Here is an 18,594-nt window from a genome sequence, read left to right as displayed (position 1 = left end):
AGCCCGCGGCCACAGCGACCGCGGGCGGCGCGCCACCGGCGCGGTGTCTGTTTACCCTGGCCTCGGCGGATTCGACGCCCCCCGCTGGCCCGGGCGATACTGCGCGGCATGCGCGACGCTGCCCCGCGATTGACACCGCTCCGATCGCAGCCGCGGCGCCGCAGCCTGCGCCTCGGAGCGTTGACCGCTGCGCTGCTCACACTCTTCGTCGCCGCCTCGGTCGGCGCCACCACAAGCCCCTGCGATCCCTCGCCTGCTCCCCTGCCCGCTCCCCTGCGCAGCGCGCGCGAGCGGGCGGCGCGGATCGCCTTCATCCGCGCGCAGCTCAAGCGCGAGCGCCGTCGCGCGTTGGCCTGGGCGTTGACCTTCGGCGGCACCTACAGCGCGCTCGCCCTCGCGCAGCTCAGCGCGCTGCCCTGGGTCGACCAGCGGGCGGATCGGACGATCCTCGCCGTGGGCGCGGCCTTCAGCGTCGGCGGCGTGCTGCCGCTCTGGCTGATGCCCCTGACCGTGATCGGCGACAGCCCACGCCTCGAGGCGCGGCTGGCCCGCGAGGGCGGGGAAGCCGACGCCGCCACGCTCGCGCTGGCCGAGCGTGCGCTCTGCCGCGGCGCGCGCAGCGAGGCCTTTGGCGCCGGCATCGTGACCCAGCTCGGCAACCTGCTGGTCAACGCCGGTCTGAGCCTGTGGATCGGGCTGCAGTATCAGCGCTGGGGGCAGGCGGGTCTCAACTTCGGGCTGGGTTGGGCGATCGGCGAGACGCAGATCCTGACGCAGCCAACGCGCTTGGTCGCGACCTGGCGCCGCTATCAGGCCGCCGACTTCAAGCCCGCGCCCGAGCCCGTGGCCATCCGCTGGGCGCTCGCGCCGCTGCAGCTGCCCAGCGGCGGCGGCCTGGCGTTGGGGCTGGCGTTCTAGGCTGCCGCGCGCCCTGGACCGCTACGCGCAAAGGATCGGCGCTACGCGCAAAGGATCGGCGCTACGCGCAAAGGATCGGCGCTACGCGCAGAGGGTCGGCGCGGCCTCGGCGCGACCCTGGCGGTAGCGACGCAGCAGCTCGCGGAAGGGGCCGAGCAGGGCCTCGAGCAGCGCCGGATCGTGCTCGAGCTCCGCGAGCGTCAGGCCGATCGCCTCCAGCGTCGAGAGCCCCTCACGACGCGGCTCCTTGCGCGCCTCGCGGTAGAGCGAGGGCCGAGGCGGCCGCAGCACGCCGCGCTGGAGCTTGAGCAGCCAGGCGTTGCGCCACCACATCGTCTTGGCCTGGCTCCAGCTACCGTCGAGCACCAGCAACCCCTTGGGGGGCGCGGCGCGCGCGTCGGTTGGCAGGGGCGCACCCTTCCTATCGACGAGCTGCAGCGGCCCCGCGTTCGGCGCGGGCCGCGCGCTGCCGAGGTGCAGCACCAGCCATTGCTTGTTGTCCTGGGCCTGCCCGGGCTCGCCGAGCGCCGCCGCGAGGTTGGGCCAAGAAAGGCCGACGCGCAGGGTCGAGCCGGGCAAGCCGAGATGCGCCAGGCGCGCGCTACCCAGCGCCTTGTCGGGCTCCTGCGGATGCTGAAGGATCAACACCCGCGTGCGCGCCCTCACCGGCGTGATCGCCGCACAGACGCAGAGCCACGCGGGCTTGAGGCAGGAGGAGCAACTTTCGGCGGGATCCATCGGCCCCTACACTGTCGGGGCCAGCCCAGGAATGCAAGCCCGCGCGCGGGTCAACCGATGCCGGGCGGCCGCCGCGGCACACTCCTTCTTGCCGTCGCGATCCGCGTCGTAGCAGGCGTAGCCGGACGCGCGGCAATCGGGGTTCGACACGCAGCTTTTTCCGCAGGCCGCGCGGCGGCCGGCCACGCTGTGATCGACGCAGTGGCTCCCCGTGGGGCAGGTCTCCTGGGGCGAGGCCTGGCAGAGAGCGATCGAGCAATAGCCCCCGACGAAGCCGCCGTTCGTCGCGGTGGCGCAGAGCGCATGCTGGCCGCCCGCGCAATCTGCGGTCGTGGCGCAGGACGCCCCAACGACGCCGCTACCGCTGCCCTGCGGCATGCACTCCTTCTTGCCATCGTTGTCGCTATCGAAGCGGACATAGCTCGCAGCCTGGCGGCAGTCGGCGGCGCTGGCGCAGTCGCGCAGGCAGAAGGCGAAGTTCTGGACGGCCGCGCCGCAGTGGCTTCCCTGGCCGCAGGCCGCCGCGTTGCCGCAACATTGCGCGGAGCAGTAACCGCCGGGAAAGCCGTACGCCTGCGCCGTGAGGCAGCTCGTGGGGCAGGTCGTGTCGCCGCTGCACGCATCACCGACCGCGGGAGCGCTGCCCGCACGGGCATCGACGCTGACCCTGGTGTCCGCGCGCACCGCTGCGTCGCGAGCGCCGGCGGCGCCCCGATCGTTGCGCGTCGTCGCGCCCAGATCGTGCAGCGCTGCGTCCTTGCCGAGACCGCGATCGGCGCGCGGCGCGTCGTCGCTGCAGCCAAGCCCATGGGCCAAGGTCGAAGCGAGAATCAGCGACAGGCGAAGCAGCTTCATGGGGATGGACTCCTTCAGGGGCGGACGAGCGTCGAGGACCGCGCAGAGTGCGTCCGTTGGCGGTCCGAGAGCAGAACCGCGCCGAGCCAAAAACGGAAAGGCGAACGAGCGGAACCGCCCCGAGGTTATCGCGGGGCGAGGGAGTGAGGCGGGTGCAGCGGGCGGATTGTGCCGCGGCCCTTGGCCACGTAGGGTGCGGGACGATCAGCGTGGTCGCCGCTGGAGCAACAGATGTCTACCGCCATCGATGCAATCAATCGCCTGCTGTGGGAGAACGTCCTCGTCTACGGACTGCTCGCTGTGGGGATTTACTTCACGCTGCGGCTGCGCGCGCTGCAGGTGCTGCACTTCGGTGAGCTCTTTCGCGTCATTCGCGGCTCGAAGCAGCCCGACACCGCGGGCATCTCGCCCTTTCAGGCGCTGACGGTAAGCCTCGCCTCCCGCGTCGGCACCGGCAACCTCACCGGGGTGGCGATCGCGCTCTCGCTCGGCGGCCCAGGGGCGATCTTCTGGATGTGGGTCGTCGCGCTGATGGGCATGTCCACGGCCTACGCCGAGAGCACTCTCGCTCAGCTCTACAAGGTCAAAGACGACGCGGGGCAGTTTCGCGGCGGTCCGGCCGTCTACATCGCGCGGGGCCTCAAGGCGCCCTGGGCCGCGGCCGTCTTCTCGGTCTGCTTGATCGTCTCGTTTGGCCTGGTCTTCAACGCCGTGCAGGCCAACGCCATCGCGGATGCCGTCCATGGCGCCTTCGGCCTGCCGAGGCCGGCGGTGGGGATCGCCCTGGCGGCGCTCGCCGGCGCGGTCATCTTCGGCGGCCTCGGGCAGATCGCGCGCGTCGCCGAGGTGATGGTGCCCTTCATGGCCGGGGCCTACCTGCTGGCCGCGATCTATGTGCTCATCACCAACTTCGCCGCTGTCCCGGGCATTCTCTTGACCATCGTCGCCAAGGCCTTCGGCCTGCGACAGGCGCTTGGCGGCGTGGCGGGCAGCGTCAGCGCCGCGCTCTTGCACGGCGTCAAGCGCGGCATGTTTTCGAACGAGGCCGGCATGGGCTCCGCCCCCAACATCGCCGCCTGCGCGACCCCCGACCCCCACCATCCCTCGTCGCAGGGCTTCGTCCAGGCGCTCGGCGTGTTCATCGACACGCCGCTCGTCTGCAGCGCCACGGCCGTGATGATCCTGCTCTCTGGCGTGCTCGATCCCGCGTCGGGCGTGACCGGCACCCAGCTGACCCAAGCGGCGTTGACCGTGCATCTCGGCGCGGCCGGGAAGTACTTCCTCGCCGTGGCGGTCTTCTTCTTCGCCTTCACCTCGATCATCGGCAACTACACCTACGCGGAGAACGCCGTGGTCTTCCTCGGCCGCGGTCAGACCCGCGGGCTGATCGTGCTCCGCGTGCTCGCGCTGGCGATGGTGCTCTGGGGCGCCCAGCAGAGCGTGACCACGGTCTTCGCCGCTGCCGATGCCTCGATGGGTTTGATGGCGACGATCAATCTGGTCGCGATACTGCTCCTCTCGCCGACGGTCGTGAAGTTGACCCGCGACTATCTCGGGCAGCGCCGCGCGGGCCACGCGCCCCGCTTCCGCGCCGGGGACTACCCGGAGCTCGGCGAGGGCATCGACCACGCGATTTGGCGCTGAGCGTTGCGCTGAGCGTCGCAGCTAGCGTCGCGTCTCGCGTTGCAGTTTGCGGTGCCTGCTGAACCCCCTCTGAGCCGGCGCACGCGCGTTCCGACGACGAGGTCGGAACGGACGCAGCAAAGCGGCGATTCCTACCCACGCGATAGCAACGAACGAAGGCTTCGCGCAGCCCACGGCTACCGCTGGTCGACGAGCATCACTGCTAATTCCGAGACCTTCGGCGCGGCTGGCGAGGGCGGGCGCGGCTGACGCCGAGGGGCTTGCGCGTCCGGCACGCTTAGTGCTGACGGGGGCGGCCGGGAAGCTCATTCACGGAAAGCTTCACGGAAAGGTGATTCAACGATGCTAGCGCCGCGATCCCTGCTCCTCTCCAGCTCGACCCGACTGCGCGTGCTCGCGCTCACGCTCGCGCTGGGGCTCGCCACCCTGGCCCCCCACACTGCTGGCGCGACGCCCAGCGAGCATACGGCGGTGCTTGGCGTGGACGCCGCACTCGCGCCTCGGCGCAGCGAGGCTGCGGCAGGCGCAAGCGCGTGGCGCGGTCTGCTGCGCAGCATGCTCCTCAGCAAAGGCGGGCGGCTTCCGCGGGTCCTGCGACCGCTCGCCGACCGAATGGCGGCCGGCCACCTGCGGAGCGCCCTGGCGACGCAGCCCCTTGAGGCGCGCGAGCGCGTCATCGTCATGCCCTCGCTCTCCCTCAGACCCGAGGAGCTGGACACACCGCATGGCCTCGAGACGCGTCAGCTCCCGCAGGCCGTCGCCTTGGCCGCCAGCGGCAAGGAGGTGCTCTTCGTCAGCTCGAAGCCCGTGCCCCGGGTCGTCCAGGACTACTATCTCGGCCTGCTCGCCGACGGCGACGCGGTGCGGCGCCGCCTTCACTTCCTCTCGCCGCAGCAGGGCGGCACGCAGGCGCTGGCGCAGACCATCCTCGGGCAACCGGAGCTGCTGGAGCAGCTACACGACTTCGCGCGCGGGGGTTCAACCGTCCTCGAGACCTACAATGCGACGGTGAACGAGTGGCTGGTCGCCCTGGCGCTCGACGCGCCGCTCAACGGCCTGCTCCCGCATCAGACGAGCTGGGGCAGCAAGCATGGCGGCTTCGCGTTGATCGACGCGGCGGGCGTGCCGCGCCTGCCCTCGACGAGGGTGGCGCGCGACGTGCTCGAGCTCGCCCCAATGATCGAAGCGCTGAGCCGTCAGACGCCCGAGGCCGACGCCTGGATGCTCAAGCATTGCGTGAGCAGCTGCGGCAAGGGCAACGCCGCCTTCGCGCTCCCGGAGGGGTTCGAGCGCGCGACCTCCAAGGGAGAGCGCCTCGCCTTGCTGCGCGACGCTTTGAGCGCCGGGCGCGCGGAGCTGGCCAACACCGCCACCGACTGGTCGACCTACAGCGCCGAGGCGCGCAACGTCGGCATCGTCGCTGAGCAGCTCGTCGATGCGATTCGCGCGCCGAGCTTCCAGGGCATCGTCCACCCCGATGGAGCGGTCGAAGCGCTATCGACCCACCTGCAGCTCTTCATCGACCCGGCCGATCCCAAGGCCTTTGCGACGCGCGGCAGCCGCTACCGCGGCGCCCTCTTCCCGGCGCCGGCGGCGGACCGGGACGCGCTGCAGCAGAGCGGGCTCGCGATCGGCGAGGAGCTGGCGCGGCGCGGGATCTTCGGCCCCTACGGGCAGGACGCCGTGGTCAGCGAGCGTCCCGCGGGTCTGCTGCAGCATGCCCTGGAGATCAACCTGCGGACGGTCGGACCGATGCCAGCACGCCGCGGCCTCGAGGCCTGGGTGCCCGGACGCTACGACGTGAAGCGCGGCGAATGGCTCAGCCAGGCCACCGGTCGCCCGACGAGCTATCTCACCGCGGACCGCGCCACGAGTGATCTGTCGCTGCTGCAGGGCCTAAGCCCTGACGAGGTGATCGGCCGCGTCGCGCGCGCTGGGCTCGCCTTCGACCACCGGCGGGAGCAGGGCATCGTGTTGCACATGCTGACCATGCCCAGCGTCAATGGGCAGCTCGGCATGACGGCGATCGCCCCCAACCCCGACGAGGCCCAGCGCCTCTTCGAGGCCGGCGTCGAGGCGCTGGTGAAGGATTGAGCGGGACCCGCGCTGGCGGTCTCGACCGGCGCCGCGCGCGCGGCCTAGCTGCCTTGCACGCGCCGCGCTGGCTCGACGCTCGCGGCGGCCTGCGGCGCCGCTCAGCCGTGCGGCTCCGCCCCCGCGCTGACGTGGTAGATGCGAACCTCGCCGACCTCCGGGAAGGGGTGCGTCGGCACGGCCCAGCGCAGCAGGCGGTGCTCGGGCATGACGTAGCCCGGCTTCGCGACGTGGACGAGCCGATAGCCCTCGAGCTCCCCGGCGAGCAGCCGACGGAAGAAGCGGTGAGCGGAGGGTCCCCCCAGGCAATGCAGGATCTCGGCGCAGGCGTCGGCCAGCAGATAGCGCCCGTAGGTCGCCTGATGCGTGACGAAATAGTGCTCCTGCCGCCAGGGCGGAATCGGCGAGGGGCCGATGCTGCTGACCGCGCTGCTGTGGGGCAGGCCAGCGACGACGAGCTGCGCGTAAAAATCGGCGAAGATCGGGATCTGCGCCGGTCGCTCGCGTTCGATCCAGGCGCGCGCCGCCTGCCGCGGGTCGGCGTAGTAGGCGCGCTCGCCGTCGAGACAGAGGACGAGCTGATAGCCGAGCAGGAGCAGCGCGGCGGCGACCCGGTAGCCCGGTCGACGCAACAGCCAGGTGAGGCTGCGCACGGCGCCGAAGACCAGGAGCGGCACGAAGGGGATGACGTGCCGGGCGAAGAAGCCGCCAACACCCGAGGTGGCGAAGATGGCGAGCTGCAAGAGCAGTCCGGCGACGACGATCGGCAGCGCCTGAGCGCCGACGGCGCGCCCCAGCGTGTACCGCAGACGCGCCGGCCGCCGCAGCAGGGGCAGCACCCGCGCCCAGGCCGATCCGGCCACGCTGGCGGCGCGCGGCGCGGCGCCACGGAGGACGCGCCGGCGGCGATAAGCACGCAGCGCGGCGGCCACCGGTAGCAGCGCGGCGACGAGCAGCAGCGTCGTCGGCAGTCCGAGCGCGGCCACGACGTAGGCGCCCTGACGGCGAAGGTTCGCCGCCACGTCGAGGGTCAGCCCCTCGCCGGCCTGAACGAAGCGCAGGAACCTGCCGGCCTCCTGGAGCTGCTCGGGGCCGTAGTTGAAGCCGTTGCCCAGCCAGAACGCCCCCGCGGCGATCAGCGCCAGCGCCGGCAAGAGCGCCAGCGGTCGCCGGGCGCGCAGCAGCATGGCCACACCGGGGACGAGGAAGTAGGTGGTCGAGAACTTGGTCGCGGTGGCGAAGCCGGCGATCGCGGCGAAGAGCAGCAGGAGCCGTTCGTTGCCGCTGGCGGCGAAGCGCAGGAAGACCCAGCAGCCGAGGTAGATCCAGAAGACGTTGAGCGCGTCGGCCAGGAAGAGATGGCCGTAGACCGAGAGCAAGGGCGAGAGCGCAAGCAGCCCGGCGGCCAAGGTGCGCTCGAGCCTGGAGCGCAGACCGAAGGCCGCGCCCCCGAGCAGCACGAGCAGCAAGAGCGCGAGCGAGGCGACGATGCTCGCGCAGCGGCCGATGCGATAACCGATGGCCGGGCTTTCGAGCGCAGCCACGGGCTGACCGCGCAAACGCGCGACTGCCGCGACCACCCGCTTCAGCAAGAGCGCGTGCATCGTCGTCTGGTCGACATAGACCGGGCGATGGTGCGGATAGGCGACGTAGTGCCGATAAAAGGTGCTTTCATCGGTCTCGACAATTCGCGGCTGCGGCTGGCCAGTGTCGATCGCCCACGGCGTCGCGGGCCAGCGCACGAGCACCGGCGCCAGCAGCACGAGCGCAGCAGCAGCGAGCCAGAGCCAGCGGGCGCCGCCGGCTCCCGCCATCCAGCGCTCCGTCGGCGAGGGGTCCAGCGACCTTGCGGGCAGCGGAGGCCCGGGCATCAGGCGCTAGCCTCGAGCGCGAAGGGCCGCCAGGCGATCGGCGTACGCGGCTCGAGGTAGAGGCCCTGCGCCCGCGCCACCTCGTGATGCGCCTCGTTGAGCAGCCGCGCCCGCGTGATCAGCTTGCGCCCATCCTCCTCGACGACCGTGGCCTCGAGCAGCGCCCCGCGGCGCACCGGCAGCGGTCGCAGGAAGTCGACCTCGAGCCGCGCGGTCAACACCGCGCAGCCGCGCCGCAAGTAAGCCACCGCGCCCATCGCCTCGTCGAGCAGGGCTGCGACCGCGCCGCCATGGGCGTGACCCGGCGGACCCTGGCTCGCGGGCCCGAGCCAGACGCGGCCGAGCACCGCGCGATCCGCCGAGCGGAGCGCGTAGCGCACCGTGACGCGATCATCGGGGGTCTCGACGAAGAAGGTCGCCCCAGCGAGCGCGCCGGGTGGCCGCAGCAGCCGCAGGCAGCCCGGCTCGAGCTGATCGAGCCAGGCCACTTCGCATCGATCGGGCTGCAGCGCGGATGGGCTCATCGGCAGGGCTCGGCGGGGCTCCGCGGCGCAGCATAGGGCAAGCTCCCCAGCGCCACCAGCCCGCCCTGAGCGCGCAGGAAGGTTCGTGCCCCCCGTGAGGCGAAGCGGCGCTTCAGCATTGACTTCTGAGGGCGAGCGCCTTCATGCTAGCGGCGCTCTGCCGTTCAGCGAAAAACCGTACGTTCGGCCTTGGGTTTCTTCCTCTGCCCGCAGGCCAGAACGCGCAAGCGGCGGGTATTGAGGGTGGCCCTGGTGCCAGCAGCACCGCGGACCACGAGGGCGTGTGGCGTGCGGGCTGCTGCGGCCGACTGCACCCACCGGCAAGACACGACAGGAGGCCGGATTCATGGTGACCCTTGATGATCTGCTCAAGCGCGCGGCGAGCTTCGTCGAGAAGCAGAAGGGCCGTTGGGACGACGAGGCCTGGAGCGGCCTGGTCGCCGACGTGCGCAAGAAGGGCGTCGCGCTGAGCGGCGACGTTGAGCGCTGCTTCGGCGCCACGCTGGAGTCGATGAAGCGCCTGCAGGACTCGGCCACGCAACACGACGTTGGCCGCGGCGTCGGTGAGGTCCTGCACGCGGTCTCGGCGCAGGCGGCGAAGTTCGTCGCCCAGACGCGCGGCAGCTGGGATCACGCCGGCTGGGAGGAGTTCCTCAAGGGCGTGCAGCAGACGGGCATTCGCTGCACCGCCGAGGTCACCCCGGCGCTCGGCGAGGTCCTCGAGGCGACCAAGCGCGTCTATCACGCGCTGCCCTTCGCGGCGGCCGAGGCGGCGAGGCCGGCCAGCGCAAAGCCGAAGGGCGACACCGAGCGCGCGCCTGCGCCCACGGCGAGCAAGGCTGCGCCCGCGAACCCGACGCCGGCCAGCGGACTGAAGAAGGTCGCCTCGAAGGCCACGGCAGCCAAGAGCGCCACCGCGGCGGCCCCCAAGAGCCTCAGCGGGGGCAACGGCGCCAAGACCGCCGCCGCGGCGGCCAAGCCGCTCAAGGCCAGCGCCACGAAGGAGACCGCCAAGGCGGCCAAAGAGGCGCCGAAGGCCGCGCTCCAGAGCGACGCCAAGGCCCCAGCCAGCGCCAAGGCCCCAGCCAGCGCCAAGGCCCCAACCAATGGGGGCGCCAATGTGGGGGGTGGCCGTGGCGCCACCAAGAGCGTCAAGCGCTAGCGCAGCGCGCGCTCGTAGGCCAAGAGGCGTCGCAGACCCTCGCGCACCTCTACCGTTGGTTGATAGCCAAGCTCACTGCGCGCCCGCGCGAGGTCCGCTCGCGAGTGCCGCACGTCGCCGCTGCGTGCGGCTGCGTGCCGGGGCGCAAGGCCCGACGCAGCGAGGTGGCCCAGCACCGCCACGAGTTGCTTGAGCGTCGTCGCCTCGCCGCGGCCGATGTTGTAGCTGCGCCCGACTGCAGCGGGCGCCGTGGCGGCGAGCAGGTTGGCGCGCACGACATCCTCGACGTAGACGAAGTCACGCGTCTGCTCGCCATCACCGTAGATCGTCGGAGCCGTGCCGCCGAGGGCATGCGCGACGAAGATGCTGATCACGCCGGAGTAGGCAGAACGCGGGTCCTGGCGCGGGCCGAAGACATTAAAATAGCGCAGCGCCACGGTCTCGAGCCCATAGAGCCGGTGGAACAAGCGGCAGTAGTGCTCGCCGGTCAGCTTTTCCAGCCCATAAGGAGACGCGGGCGCCGGCAGCAGGTTCTCGTGCTGCGGCGGCGGCGCGGCATCGCCATCGGCGTCGTCGCCGTCGGCGTCATCGCCATAGACTGCGGCGGAGCAGGCGAAGACGACGCGGCCTACGCCTTGGTCCCGGGCGGCCTGGAGCACGTTGAGCGTCCCCGCCAGGTTTACGGCATGGGTCTCCAGCGGATCCTCTACGGAGCGCGGCACGGAGACGATCGCGGCCTGGTGGAAGACCCAGTCGCAGCCGGTGCTGAGCGCGTTGACCAGCGCGGCGTCGCGGATGTCGCCCACCGTCAGCGAGACGCGCCCGAGCAGTGCATCGAGGTTGCTGCGCCTACCCGTGCTCAGGTTATCGAGCACGCGCACGGCATGGCCCTCGGCGAGCAGGCGCTCGACCAGGTGCGAGCCGATGAAGCCGGCACCGCCGGTGACCAGGGCCTGCATCGTCGTTGATCCTGCTGCCGCGCCCTAGCCGGCCTGCCGCGTCGCGGCCTTCATCTCGCGCACGAAGGCGGCCAAGACCCGCAGCATCTCGCTCGGGGCGTCGAGGTGGCGCTCGATACGCTGCACGATCGCCGAGCCGCTGATCGCGCCCGCGGCGCCCAGCGCGAGCGCGGTGCGCACATGCTCGGGATGCGCGATGCCGAAGCCGAGCAAGGCCGGGGCCGCCTGCACCGCAGCCAGCCGCTCGAGGAGTCGGCCATCGAGCGCGGGCGCGGTCATGTCGGCGCCCGTGACGCCGCTGCGCGCGACGACGTAGGTATAAGCGGCGCCGAGGCGCGCAATCTCGCTGAGGGTCGTGTCGGAACAGCTCGGCGTGGCGATCAGCACGGGCGAGATCCCGGCCGCGAGGGCCGCAGCGACGTAGGGCGGAGCCTCCAAGGTCGGCAGGTCGGCGACCAGCACCGAGTCCACCCCGGCGGCGGCCGCGGTCGCGTAGAAGGCCGGCGCGCCGTGGCGCTCGACGAGATTGGCGTAGACCAAGAGCCCGATCGGCAGCGCAGGAAACTCGTCCCGCAGGGCGCGGATCAGGGCCCAGGCGTGCTGCAAGCGCGTGCCAGCGGCGAGCGCGCGCACGTCGGCGGCCTGAATCGTCGGGCCATCCGCGACGGGGTCGGAGAAGGGCAGGCCGAGCTCGAGCGCGTCCGCTCCGGCCTCGACCAGGGTCCGCACGATCTCGAGGCTGGTCGCCGGATCGGGGTCGCCGAGCACGCTGAAGGGCACGAAGGCGCCCTCGCCCGCGGCGCGCAGCCGCTCGAAGAGCGGAGCGTAGCGCTCAGGCATGGCCGACCTCCACGCTCGTGGGCTCGAGCTGCATCACCTGCTGCAGGTCCTTGTCACCACGGCCGGAGAGATTGACCAGCAGCAGGCTTTCAGGCGCGACCTCGGCCGCGCGCTGCATCGCATAGGCGAGCGCATGGGCGCTCTCCAGCGCCGGGATGATCCCCTCATGGCGCGCCAGGGCGCGAAAGGCGGCGAGGGCCTCACCGTCGGTGATGCCGACGTAGCGCGCGCGCCCGCTGGCCTGCAGCGCGGCGTGCTCGGGACCAACGCCCGGATAGTCGAGGCCGGCGGCGATCGAATGCGACTCGATGATCTGACCGTCCTCGTCCTGCAGGAGCATCGTGCGCGAGCCGTGCAGCACGCCAGGGATACCGGCCTGCAGGGTCGCCCCGTGTCGCCCGCTCGCCAGACCATGCCCCGCCGCCTCGACGCCGATCAGCTCGACCGCCGCGTCGTCAACGAAGTCGGAGAAGATACCGATGGCGTTCGAACCGCCCCCGACGCAGGCGATCACGGCGTCAGGCAGTCGCCCCTCGGCCGCGAGGAGCTGGGCCCGCGCCTCGCGACCAATCACGCGCTGCAGCTCGCGCACCATCAGCGGAAAGGGATGCGGACCGGCAACCGTGCCCAATACATAGTGCGTCGTCGGGAAGCTCTGAGCCCAGTCGCGCAGCGCCTCGTTGATCGCATCCTTCAGCGAGCGCGAGCCATTCTCGACGGGGATCACCTCGGCCCCCATCAGGCGCATGCGAAAGACGTTCGGCTGCTGGCGTGCGACGTCCTTGGCGCCCATGTAAATCTGCGTCTGCAGGCCAAAGAGCGCGCCCGCCAGCGCCGTCGCCACCCCATGTTGACCGGCACCGGTCTCGGCGATCAGGCGCGTCTTGCCGAGGCGCCGGGCCAGCAGGGCCTGGCCTAGAACCTGATTCGTCTTGTGCGCGCCGCCGTGCAAGAGGTCTTCACGCTTGAGGTAGAGCCTGACGCCGGTCGCGGCGCAGAGATTGCGACAGCGATAGAGCGGTGTGGGGCGCCCCGCATAGTCGCGCAGCAGCGCCTCAAGCTCCTGCTGAAACGCCGCGTCCTGCTGCGCCGCGAGAAAAGCCTGCTCGAGCTGCTCCAGCGCCGGCACCAGAATCTGGGGCACGTAGCTGCCGCCAAACTCACCGAATCGGCCATTTTGCTGCATTAGCTGGACTCCGCGCGGGTTCTTAGCACGCGGCCCCGAGCGCCACCAGGGCCCGCAGGCGGCCCCGAGCGCCCGGCCGGTCCTCGCGTCCCGCGGGCAGCAACGCGCCCGCGCGCGACGAAGCACTGCAGCTCGGCGTTGAAGCCCCCCATGTCGACGCGCTGGCGCCGCGTGGCGCGCAGCCCCTCCTGCTCGGCCTGCTGCAGCGTGAGCGCGGGCAGCGGCGAGAGCAGCACGACGCGTCCGCCGGGGCGCAGCGCCGCCGCAGCCTGGCTCAGCATGGCCTGGAGCAGCGTGCCGACGCCCGAACCGGCGAGCAACCGGCGCCCCATCGGAGGGTTGGTGATGACCAGCGAGACCGGCTCCGGAGGCCGCCAGGTGCGCGCATCGGCCCGCACCAGCTCGACCCCCGCCACCCCCGCCGCCTGCACATTCTGCGCGGCGGCCTCGAGCGCCGCCGGATCGTGATCCGTGCCGTAGAGCCTCAGGGCGCCGCCCAGGCGCGCGCGCTCGATCAGCTCGGTCGCCGCGCCGACGAAGGGGTCCCAGACCACGTCATCCGGCTCGACACCGCCGACGCGCGCCAACGCGGCAGCGAGGGTCGGATGCGAGGAGGCGGGGAGTGCACTCACGCGGTAGTCGAAGCGCGGATCGTGCAGCCCGCGCGGCCACAGCTCCAACGCCGCCGTCGGCGCCCCACGATACACCCGCTCGGAAACGACGACCTGCCAGAGCGCGTCGCGCGGGTCGTTGATCAGCGAGGGCTCGCGTCGCGTCACCTCGGCGGCGAGCCGCCAGGTCAGTGCGCGTCGCGCGCCCCCCTGGGCCCACTCGAGGCGATAGCGCGGCGGGCCGCTGGTGAAGGTGCGAAAGATCTCCAACGCGAGCGGACTGGTCAGCGCTTCGACCACCGCGGTCGCCAAGGCCGGCAGCGCGGGCGGAGCAGCTTCCTCCCCTGCCGGAGGCCCCTCCCCTGCCGCCGTCGCCAGCGCCGTGGCCCTCGGATCGAGGCGCTGCAGCGGCAGTGGGAAGCCGCAGTCGAGGAAGGTCCTCGCGGCCCAGAGCTGCCGCAAGGGCCCGCGCAAGGTGATCGCCACGCGTCCTGGGGCCAGCAGCCGCGGCGCCAGTCCGGCGGGCAGCTCCTCGAGCAAGAGCGCTTCCAGCCCCGCGCGGACGTGCAGCAAGAGCGTCGGTGGCCGCGCCGCGCTGGCCTGGTCGTCGATCCGGCCGGGCGTCGCGCGCAGCGCGTCGCGGGCGACCTTGGCGCGGGCCTGTTCGGCGATGCGCTCGAGCTCGGGGTCGGTCGGCAGCGGCTGCGCCAGCGCCCGCAGCGTCGCCTGACGACCCAGCCGGCCGAGGGCCGCCGCGAGCGCGCGCTGCTCAGGCAGCGCGGTGGTCTGCGCCCAACGCGCCAGCAACGCCGCCTCGTGGCGTGGATCGGCCAGCTTGCCCAGCGCAACGATCGCCCGACGTCGGCTGCGCGCGTCCGGGTCATCGAGTCGCGCGACGAGCCACTCGGCGAGCCCGTCGGCGAGCCCGTCGGCGAGCCCGTCGGCGAGCGCCGGATCGCGGGCCTCGCTCGCCACGCGACCGACCAGCTCGCAGAGCCACGGCCGCGCCGCCGCGGGCGCCGATGCGAAGCGCGCCACCGCCAAGGCTGCAGCCGCAGCAGCGCGACGCGCGAGCACGCGCACCAGCACGCGCGCGGTGCGCTCGTCGACCTGCGCCAGCGCGTCGAGCAGAGGCTCGAGCGCCGCGGCCGCCGGCGTATAGCCAGGATCGCGGGCGGCGGCGAGCAACGCTGCTAAAGCCTCCGGCATGGGAACGCTTTCATGTGGGCCGCTCGAAGAGCAGGAGATGCTCGCGCCGCGTGCCGCCGCGGAAGGCGTGGCGACTCGATGGATCGAAGGTGCGCCGCGCCTGCGAGGCGCTCGCCAGCATCACGAGGCCGGCCGTCGCGACCCAACCCGCGAGGTCGCCATCGAAGGGTATCGGGCCAAGCGCGCTCGCGCCGTCGCCGCCCAGCACGGCCGCGCGACCTCCCGGACGCAAGACGCGGGCGAGCGCCCGCACCCAGGCCTCACCATCGCGCAACCAGCTCGAGCGCCCGGCGCGCGCGTCGACGAAGGAGCGGCGCGCACCGATCTCCCCCTGGGCGAGCGGCGCCGCGTCGAGACCGAGCCACTGCAGGCGCAGGGCGTGCTGGTCGGCGTAGTCGTAGACGCTGGGGTAGGGCGGCGAGGTGACAATCACGTCGACACTGCCATCGGCCACGCTGGCGAGGCGGCGCGCGTCGTCGACGCCGACCGAGACGACGCGCGGGCGGTCGCCGGCCCGCGGGAGGCCCGACGCGCCGCCCAGCCCACGCCAGGCGCCGGCGAGGCCCTTGAGCTGCAGCGACAGCTCCTGCGCACGGGCGCGAAAGGCGCGGGCCGCCGTGCCGACCGTCACGCCGCGCCGCTCCTCGACGGTGGCATCCGTGTCGCTGACGCGATGCGAGAGCTTGACCAGCAGCGACGAGACGACGAGGGCGAGCGCCTCACGCGCGAAGGCATCGTCCAGCTGCGCGACGCCGTGGGTGATCCAGGCCAGCTCGAGCAACACGACCGGGGGAAAGAGCGCCGCCAGATCGAGGCGCCAGGGCGCCAGCGCCACGGAGGAGACGGACGAGGGCGTCGCGCTGGCGCCATCCGCGAGCGGGAGCAGCAGCGGCGTCCGCAGCGCGGCCGGTTCAGACCCCAACCGCGCGCGCCGCAGCGCCTGCAGGGCGATGCGCGAGGCGCTGTCCCGCAGCGCGCGGCGCTCGGTGTCGGAGGTGATGCGGCAGCGCAGCGCGGCGATGCGGACGGCGAGGGGATTGAGGTCGCGGCCGATCGCCTGCCGCCCCGCGGCGAGCGCCTCGAGCAGCACCGTCCCCCCGCCGCAGAAGGGGTCGAGCAGCGTCTGCCCCGGCGCCACGAGCAGCGCCACCAGGCTCGCCGCCGTGTCGGGATGCATCCGCGCCGGATAGGTGTGGAAGCCGTGCGTCAGGCGCTCCAGCCCCGCGGCGGGCCGCACGCTCAGACAGCGCTCGAGCGCCTGCGCCCAGCCGGGCTGCCCGCGGCGCGCCACCGCGCCACCGACCTGGGTCAAGGCGCGCTTGGCGCGGATCGGCCTGCGAGAGCCCTCTTTCGCCGGCCGCCCTGTCCTCGTCGCTCGCCGCTGCACCCGCTGACACTAGCAGCCTCCTGCTGGCCGGGGCCACCGCTCTCGGCGACCCAACGCTGGCGCGGACGCACAGGCGCCTGCTGGCCCGCAGCGGCTCGCAGGCCGCCCAAGCGCGGCGGCAGGCTGCCTTGCGAGGCGCTGCCGCCGCTGCTAGAGGGTCTTCGGAGAGATACTCATGAAGCAGCCCGCATCGCCCTGGTTGTCCTTGCTCGCGTCCTTGGTTGCAGGGGTCGCGCTCTTCGCACCGCGACCCCTCGTGGCTGGCGAGCCCCCGGCCTTTCGCCTGCGGGAGCTGCAGACCCGTTACCTCTGGGCCGAGCGGGAGGGCTGCGAGCTCTTCCTCGGCGTCGAGCAGCGCTCCGAGCAGCCGGCGCTTCGGCTCAAGGTCGAGCAGGAGCGCTGTCCGCTGCCCTTCAGCGCGCGCCGCGCCGGGCTCGACGCGCTCTGGCAGCGGCTGCTGCGAGCGCGGGGGGGCGCCGCGCCGCGGGTCGCCGCGGTGGCTGCGCCGATGTATCCGGAGGCTGCCGATCGCCTCGCGCGGGCCGCGCTAGCCTCGCCGGGTTGGCGTCGCCACGTGCAGCAGGGGCGACGCGGCGCGGCGAGCGCGGCGCTGGTGCTCGAGCTGCTACAGGCGTCCGCTGCCTACGCCGAGCTACAGGCGCTGCTGCGTAGCTGGGGCCAGGACTGTGCGGTCGGTCATGTGGAGAAGATCGCCGAGCTGCGCGGGCCGATGCGCGGCCCTTCGCGCCCGAGGGCTCATCCCGCCGAGCAGTGGCTCCCACCGCTGCCTCGCGGGATGAGGGTGCCCTTTCCGCTGATCGTCTCGCTGGACTGCAAGCCAGCCGCGGCGGCGTCGACTGACTGAGCCGGCGCGCGCCAGCGGCCCGAGCTGCGCCCGACGCCACATGTGCTGACGCCGCATATGCTAGGGTGCCGCGCCGCGGGGCACTTGATGACGAGGCCAGTGATGGAACGAAGCGAGCAGACTCCAAAGGACGAGACCGGCGCCGTGCTGCGACTGGCGTTGCCGAAGGGCAGCATGCAGGAGGGGGTGTTTCGCCTGCTGGGCGAGGCGGGCGTGCATGTGCGAGGGGGCGGGCGCAGCTATCGGCCGACGCTCTCGCTGGCCGGCTTCGAGACGAAGATGCTCAAGCCGCAGAACATCGTCGAGATGCTGCACCTCGGCTCGCGCGATCTCGGCTTCGCCGGCGCCGACTGGGTCGCCGAGCTCGAGGCCGAGCTGGTCGAGCTGCTCGACACCGGCCTCGATCCGGTCGGCATCGTCGCCGCTGTACCGCGCGCCCTGCTGGTCGAGGGCGAGCTGCCGACGCGGCGCCTCGTCGTCGCCTCGGAGTACGAGCGGCTGACGCGGCGCTGGATCGCCGCCCGCGGGCTCGACGCGACCTTCGTCCGCTCCTATGGCGCGACCGAGGTCTTTCCGCCCGATGACGCCGACTGCATCGTCGACAACAGCGCCACCGGGTCGACGCTGCGCGAGAACGGGCTGACGATCTGCGACGAGCTGATGCGCTCCTCGACGCGCCTCTACGCGCATCCACGCGTGCTCGATGACGCCCCGCGCGCGGCGGCGATCGAGCGCTTCGTGCTGCTGCTGCGCTCGGTGCTCGAGGCGCGGCGGCGCGTGATGATCGAGGTCAATGTGACGGCCGAGGCGCTGGAGGCCGTCGTCGCAACGCTGCCTTGCCTGCGCGAACCGACGATCGCGCCGCTCCACGGCGCGGCCGGCTATGCGGTCAAGGCGGCCGTGCCGCGTGACGAGCTGCCGCGGCTGATCCCCGAGATCAAGGCCCGCGGCGGCACGGACATCGTCGTCACCCAGCTGGCGCAGATCGTGCCCTGATGGCCGGGCCCTACCCGCTGCCGGCCGTGCTGCTCTTCGATCTCGACGGCGTGCTGGCCGACGTCTCGCGCTCCTACCGGCGCGCGATCCTCGACACTGGCGCGACCTACGGAATCACGATCAGCGCCGAGCAGGTCAGGGCGGCAAAGGCCGCCGGTCACGCCAACAACGACTGGGAGCTGACCTGGCGCCTGCTCGGCGCGGCCGGGGTCGAGGCCACGCAGGCCGCGGTCACGGCACGCTTCGAGGCGCTCTACCAGGGCACGGCCGACGCGCCCGGGCTGCGCCAGAGCGAGACGCTGCTGGTCGCGCGAGCGTGGCTCGAGCAGCTGGCCGCGCGCCTACCGCTGGGACTGGTCACCGGCCGGCCGCGCCGCGATACAGAGCGCTTTCTCGCGCAGCACGGCATCACCGGCGTCTTTCGCACCTTGGTCTGCATGGAGGATGCGCCGGCCAAGCCCGATCCCGCGCCGGTGCGACTGGCCCTGCGCGCGCTGGAGGCCACCACGGCCTGGTTCATCGGTGATACCCCCGACGACGTGCGCGCCGCGCTGGCGGCCGGCGTCCTCCCCTTCGGCATCGCCGCGCCGGGCGATGACGTCGCGCTGGCCCACGCCACCCTGCGTGAGGCTGGCGCGCTTTGCCTGCTCGAGCGCGTCGAGGAGCTCGCGGGCCTCCTCGACGCGGCGGCACCGCCCTTGAAAACGGCCCCTCTTTGACGCATGGTCTGAGCGC

General features: G+C 72.4%; 16 protein-coding genes. 7 read left to right on the top strand and 9 right to left on the bottom strand.

Going from position 1 to position 18,594, the window contains the following annotated elements; all coding sequences use genetic code 11:
• Window positions 1-129 precede the first annotated feature (129 nt).
• A complete protein-coding gene (locus IPL40_08100; GenBank protein MBK8481125.1) occupies window positions 130-918 on the top strand; it encodes a hypothetical protein in 789 nt (262 codons plus the stop codon).
• 81 nt (window positions 919-999) lie between these two features.
• On the opposite strand, the gene IPL40_08095 is transcribed toward IPL40_08100, so the two are convergent.
• Window positions 1,000-1,656, bottom strand: a complete 657-nt coding sequence (locus tag IPL40_08095) for a DTW domain-containing protein (protein ID MBK8481124.1) — start codon at window positions 1,654-1,656, stop codon at window positions 1,000-1,002.
• A 6-nt stretch (window positions 1,657-1,662) separates the two neighbouring features.
• Window positions 1,663-2,511, bottom strand: coding sequence for a hypothetical protein (locus IPL40_08090; protein ID MBK8481123.1), 849 nt, complete (start codon window positions 2,509-2,511; stop codon window positions 1,663-1,665).
• Between the two features lie 231 nt (window positions 2,512-2,742).
• Between IPL40_08090 and IPL40_08085 the strand changes: the two genes are divergently transcribed.
• On the top strand, window positions 2,743-4,155 hold the full coding sequence (locus IPL40_08085; GenBank protein ID MBK8481122.1) for an alanine:cation symporter family protein: 1,413 nt from the start codon (window positions 2,743-2,745) through the stop codon (window positions 4,153-4,155).
• A gap of 342 nt (window positions 4,156-4,497) precedes the next feature.
• Window positions 4,498-6,249, top strand: coding sequence for a hypothetical protein (locus IPL40_08080; GenBank protein MBK8481121.1), 1,752 nt, complete (start codon window positions 4,498-4,500; stop codon window positions 6,247-6,249).
• 101 nt (window positions 6,250-6,350) lie between these two features.
• On the opposite strand, the gene IPL40_08075 is transcribed toward IPL40_08080, so the two are convergent.
• The gene (locus IPL40_08075; protein MBK8481120.1) at window positions 6,351-8,063 is read right to left on the bottom strand and encodes a hypothetical protein; all 1,713 of its coding nucleotides are present in this window, start codon (window positions 8,061-8,063) and stop codon (window positions 6,351-6,353) included.
• 56 nt (window positions 8,064-8,119) lie between these two features.
• Entirely contained in the window at window positions 8,120-8,644 is a 525-nt protein-coding gene (locus IPL40_08070; protein ID MBK8481119.1) for a PaaI family thioesterase, read from the bottom strand.
• A 346-nt stretch (window positions 8,645-8,990) separates the two neighbouring features.
• On the opposite strand from IPL40_08070, the gene IPL40_08065 reads away from it, so the two are divergent.
• Window positions 8,991-9,806, top strand: a complete 816-nt coding sequence (locus tag IPL40_08065; GenBank protein MBK8481118.1) for a hypothetical protein — start codon at window positions 8,991-8,993, stop codon at window positions 9,804-9,806.
• Here the strand turns inward: IPL40_08065 and IPL40_08060 are convergent.
• From IPL40_08060 to IPL40_08040, 5 genes are read right to left on the bottom strand one after another with little or no spacing between them, the layout of a single operon-like run.
• Window positions 9,803-10,765, bottom strand: a complete 963-nt coding sequence (locus IPL40_08060; protein ID MBK8481117.1) for an SDR family oxidoreductase — start codon at window positions 10,763-10,765, stop codon at window positions 9,803-9,805. The two genes, IPL40_08065 and IPL40_08060, sit on opposite strands and share 4 nt — an antisense overlap.
• Window positions 10,766-10,789: 24 nt before the next feature.
• The gene (gene trpA / locus IPL40_08055; GenBank protein ID MBK8481116.1) at window positions 10,790-11,605 is read right to left on the bottom strand and encodes a tryptophan synthase subunit alpha; all 816 of its coding nucleotides are present in this window, start codon (window positions 11,603-11,605) and stop codon (window positions 10,790-10,792) included.
• A complete protein-coding gene (gene trpB / locus IPL40_08050) occupies window positions 11,598-12,791 on the bottom strand; it encodes a tryptophan synthase subunit beta (protein MBK8481115.1) in 1,194 nt (397 codons plus the stop codon). The genes trpA and trpB overlap by 8 nt, the downstream gene beginning before the upstream one ends.
• Window positions 12,791-14,611, bottom strand: coding sequence for a methyltransferase (locus IPL40_08045; GenBank protein ID MBK8481114.1), 1,821 nt, complete (start codon window positions 14,609-14,611; stop codon window positions 12,791-12,793). Before IPL40_08045 ends, trpB begins: the two co-directional genes overlap by 1 nt.
• A 10-nt stretch (window positions 14,612-14,621) precedes the next feature.
• A complete protein-coding gene (locus IPL40_08040; protein MBK8481113.1) occupies window positions 14,622-15,923 on the bottom strand; it encodes a hypothetical protein in 1,302 nt (433 codons plus the stop codon).
• Between the two features lie 250 nt (window positions 15,924-16,173).
• Between IPL40_08040 and IPL40_08035 the strand changes: the two genes are divergently transcribed.
• The 3 genes from IPL40_08035 to IPL40_08025 all read left to right on the top strand — a co-directional run bounded on the left by IPL40_08035 (window position 16,174) and on the right by IPL40_08025 (window position 18,578).
• Window positions 16,174-16,863, top strand: a complete 690-nt coding sequence (locus IPL40_08035; GenBank protein ID MBK8481112.1) for a hypothetical protein — start codon at window positions 16,174-16,176, stop codon at window positions 16,861-16,863.
• A 102-nt stretch (window positions 16,864-16,965) separates the two neighbouring features.
• Window positions 16,966-17,859: an ATP phosphoribosyltransferase gene (gene hisG, locus IPL40_08030; protein MBK8481111.1), complete on the top strand. Its 894-nt coding sequence runs from the start codon at window positions 16,966-16,968 to the stop codon at window positions 17,857-17,859.
• The gene (locus IPL40_08025; protein MBK8481110.1) at window positions 17,859-18,578 is read left to right on the top strand and encodes a TIGR01548 family HAD-type hydrolase; all 720 of its coding nucleotides are present in this window, start codon (window positions 17,859-17,861) and stop codon (window positions 18,576-18,578) included. Before hisG ends, IPL40_08025 begins: the two co-directional genes overlap by 1 nt.
• Window positions 18,579-18,594: the final 16 nt, after the last annotated feature.

It is taken from the genome of Pseudomonadota bacterium (genome assembly GCA_016711215.1).
Lineage (GTDB): Bacteria > Myxococcota_A > Polyangia.
This window is presented reverse-complemented; position numbering and strand designations above follow the sequence as displayed.

Coding starts and splice junctions, on each gene's coding strand:
- IPL40_08090 (MBK8481123.1), bottom strand. CDS start 2,511: ATGAAGCTGCTTCGCCTGTCGCTGATTCTCGCTTCGACCTTGGCCCAT.
- IPL40_08035 (MBK8481112.1), top strand. CDS start 16,174: ATGAAGCAGCCCGCATCGCCCTGGTTGTCCTTGCTCGCGTCCTTGGTT.
- IPL40_08070 (MBK8481119.1), bottom strand. CDS start 8,644: ATGAGCCCATCCGCGCTGCAGCCCGATCGATGCGAAGTGGCCTGGCTC.
- IPL40_08080 (MBK8481121.1), top strand. CDS start 4,498: ATGCTAGCGCCGCGATCCCTGCTCCTCTCCAGCTCGACCCGACTGCGC.
- trpB (MBK8481115.1), bottom strand. CDS start 12,791: ATGCAGCAAAATGGCCGATTCGGTGAGTTTGGCGGCAGCTACGTGCCC.
- IPL40_08075 (MBK8481120.1), bottom strand. CDS start 8,063: ATGGCGGGAGCCGGCGGCGCCCGCTGGCTCTGGCTCGCTGCTGCTGCG.
- hisG (MBK8481111.1), top strand. CDS start 16,966: ATGGAACGAAGCGAGCAGACTCCAAAGGACGAGACCGGCGCCGTGCTG.
- IPL40_08065 (MBK8481118.1), top strand. CDS start 8,991: ATGGTGACCCTTGATGATCTGCTCAAGCGCGCGGCGAGCTTCGTCGAG.
- IPL40_08085 (MBK8481122.1), top strand. CDS start 2,743: ATGTCTACCGCCATCGATGCAATCAATCGCCTGCTGTGGGAGAACGTC.
- IPL40_08060 (MBK8481117.1), bottom strand. CDS start 10,765: ATGCAGGCCCTGGTCACCGGCGGTGCCGGCTTCATCGGCTCGCACCTG.
- IPL40_08025 (MBK8481110.1), top strand. CDS start 17,859: ATGGCCGGGCCCTACCCGCTGCCGGCCGTGCTGCTCTTCGATCTCGAC.
- IPL40_08045 (MBK8481114.1), bottom strand. CDS start 14,611: ATGCCGGAGGCTTTAGCAGCGTTGCTCGCCGCCGCCCGCGATCCTGGC.
- IPL40_08095 (MBK8481124.1), bottom strand. CDS start 1,656: ATGGATCCCGCCGAAAGTTGCTCCTCCTGCCTCAAGCCCGCGTGGCTC.
- trpA (MBK8481116.1), bottom strand. CDS start 11,605: ATGCCTGAGCGCTACGCTCCGCTCTTCGAGCGGCTGCGCGCCGCGGGC.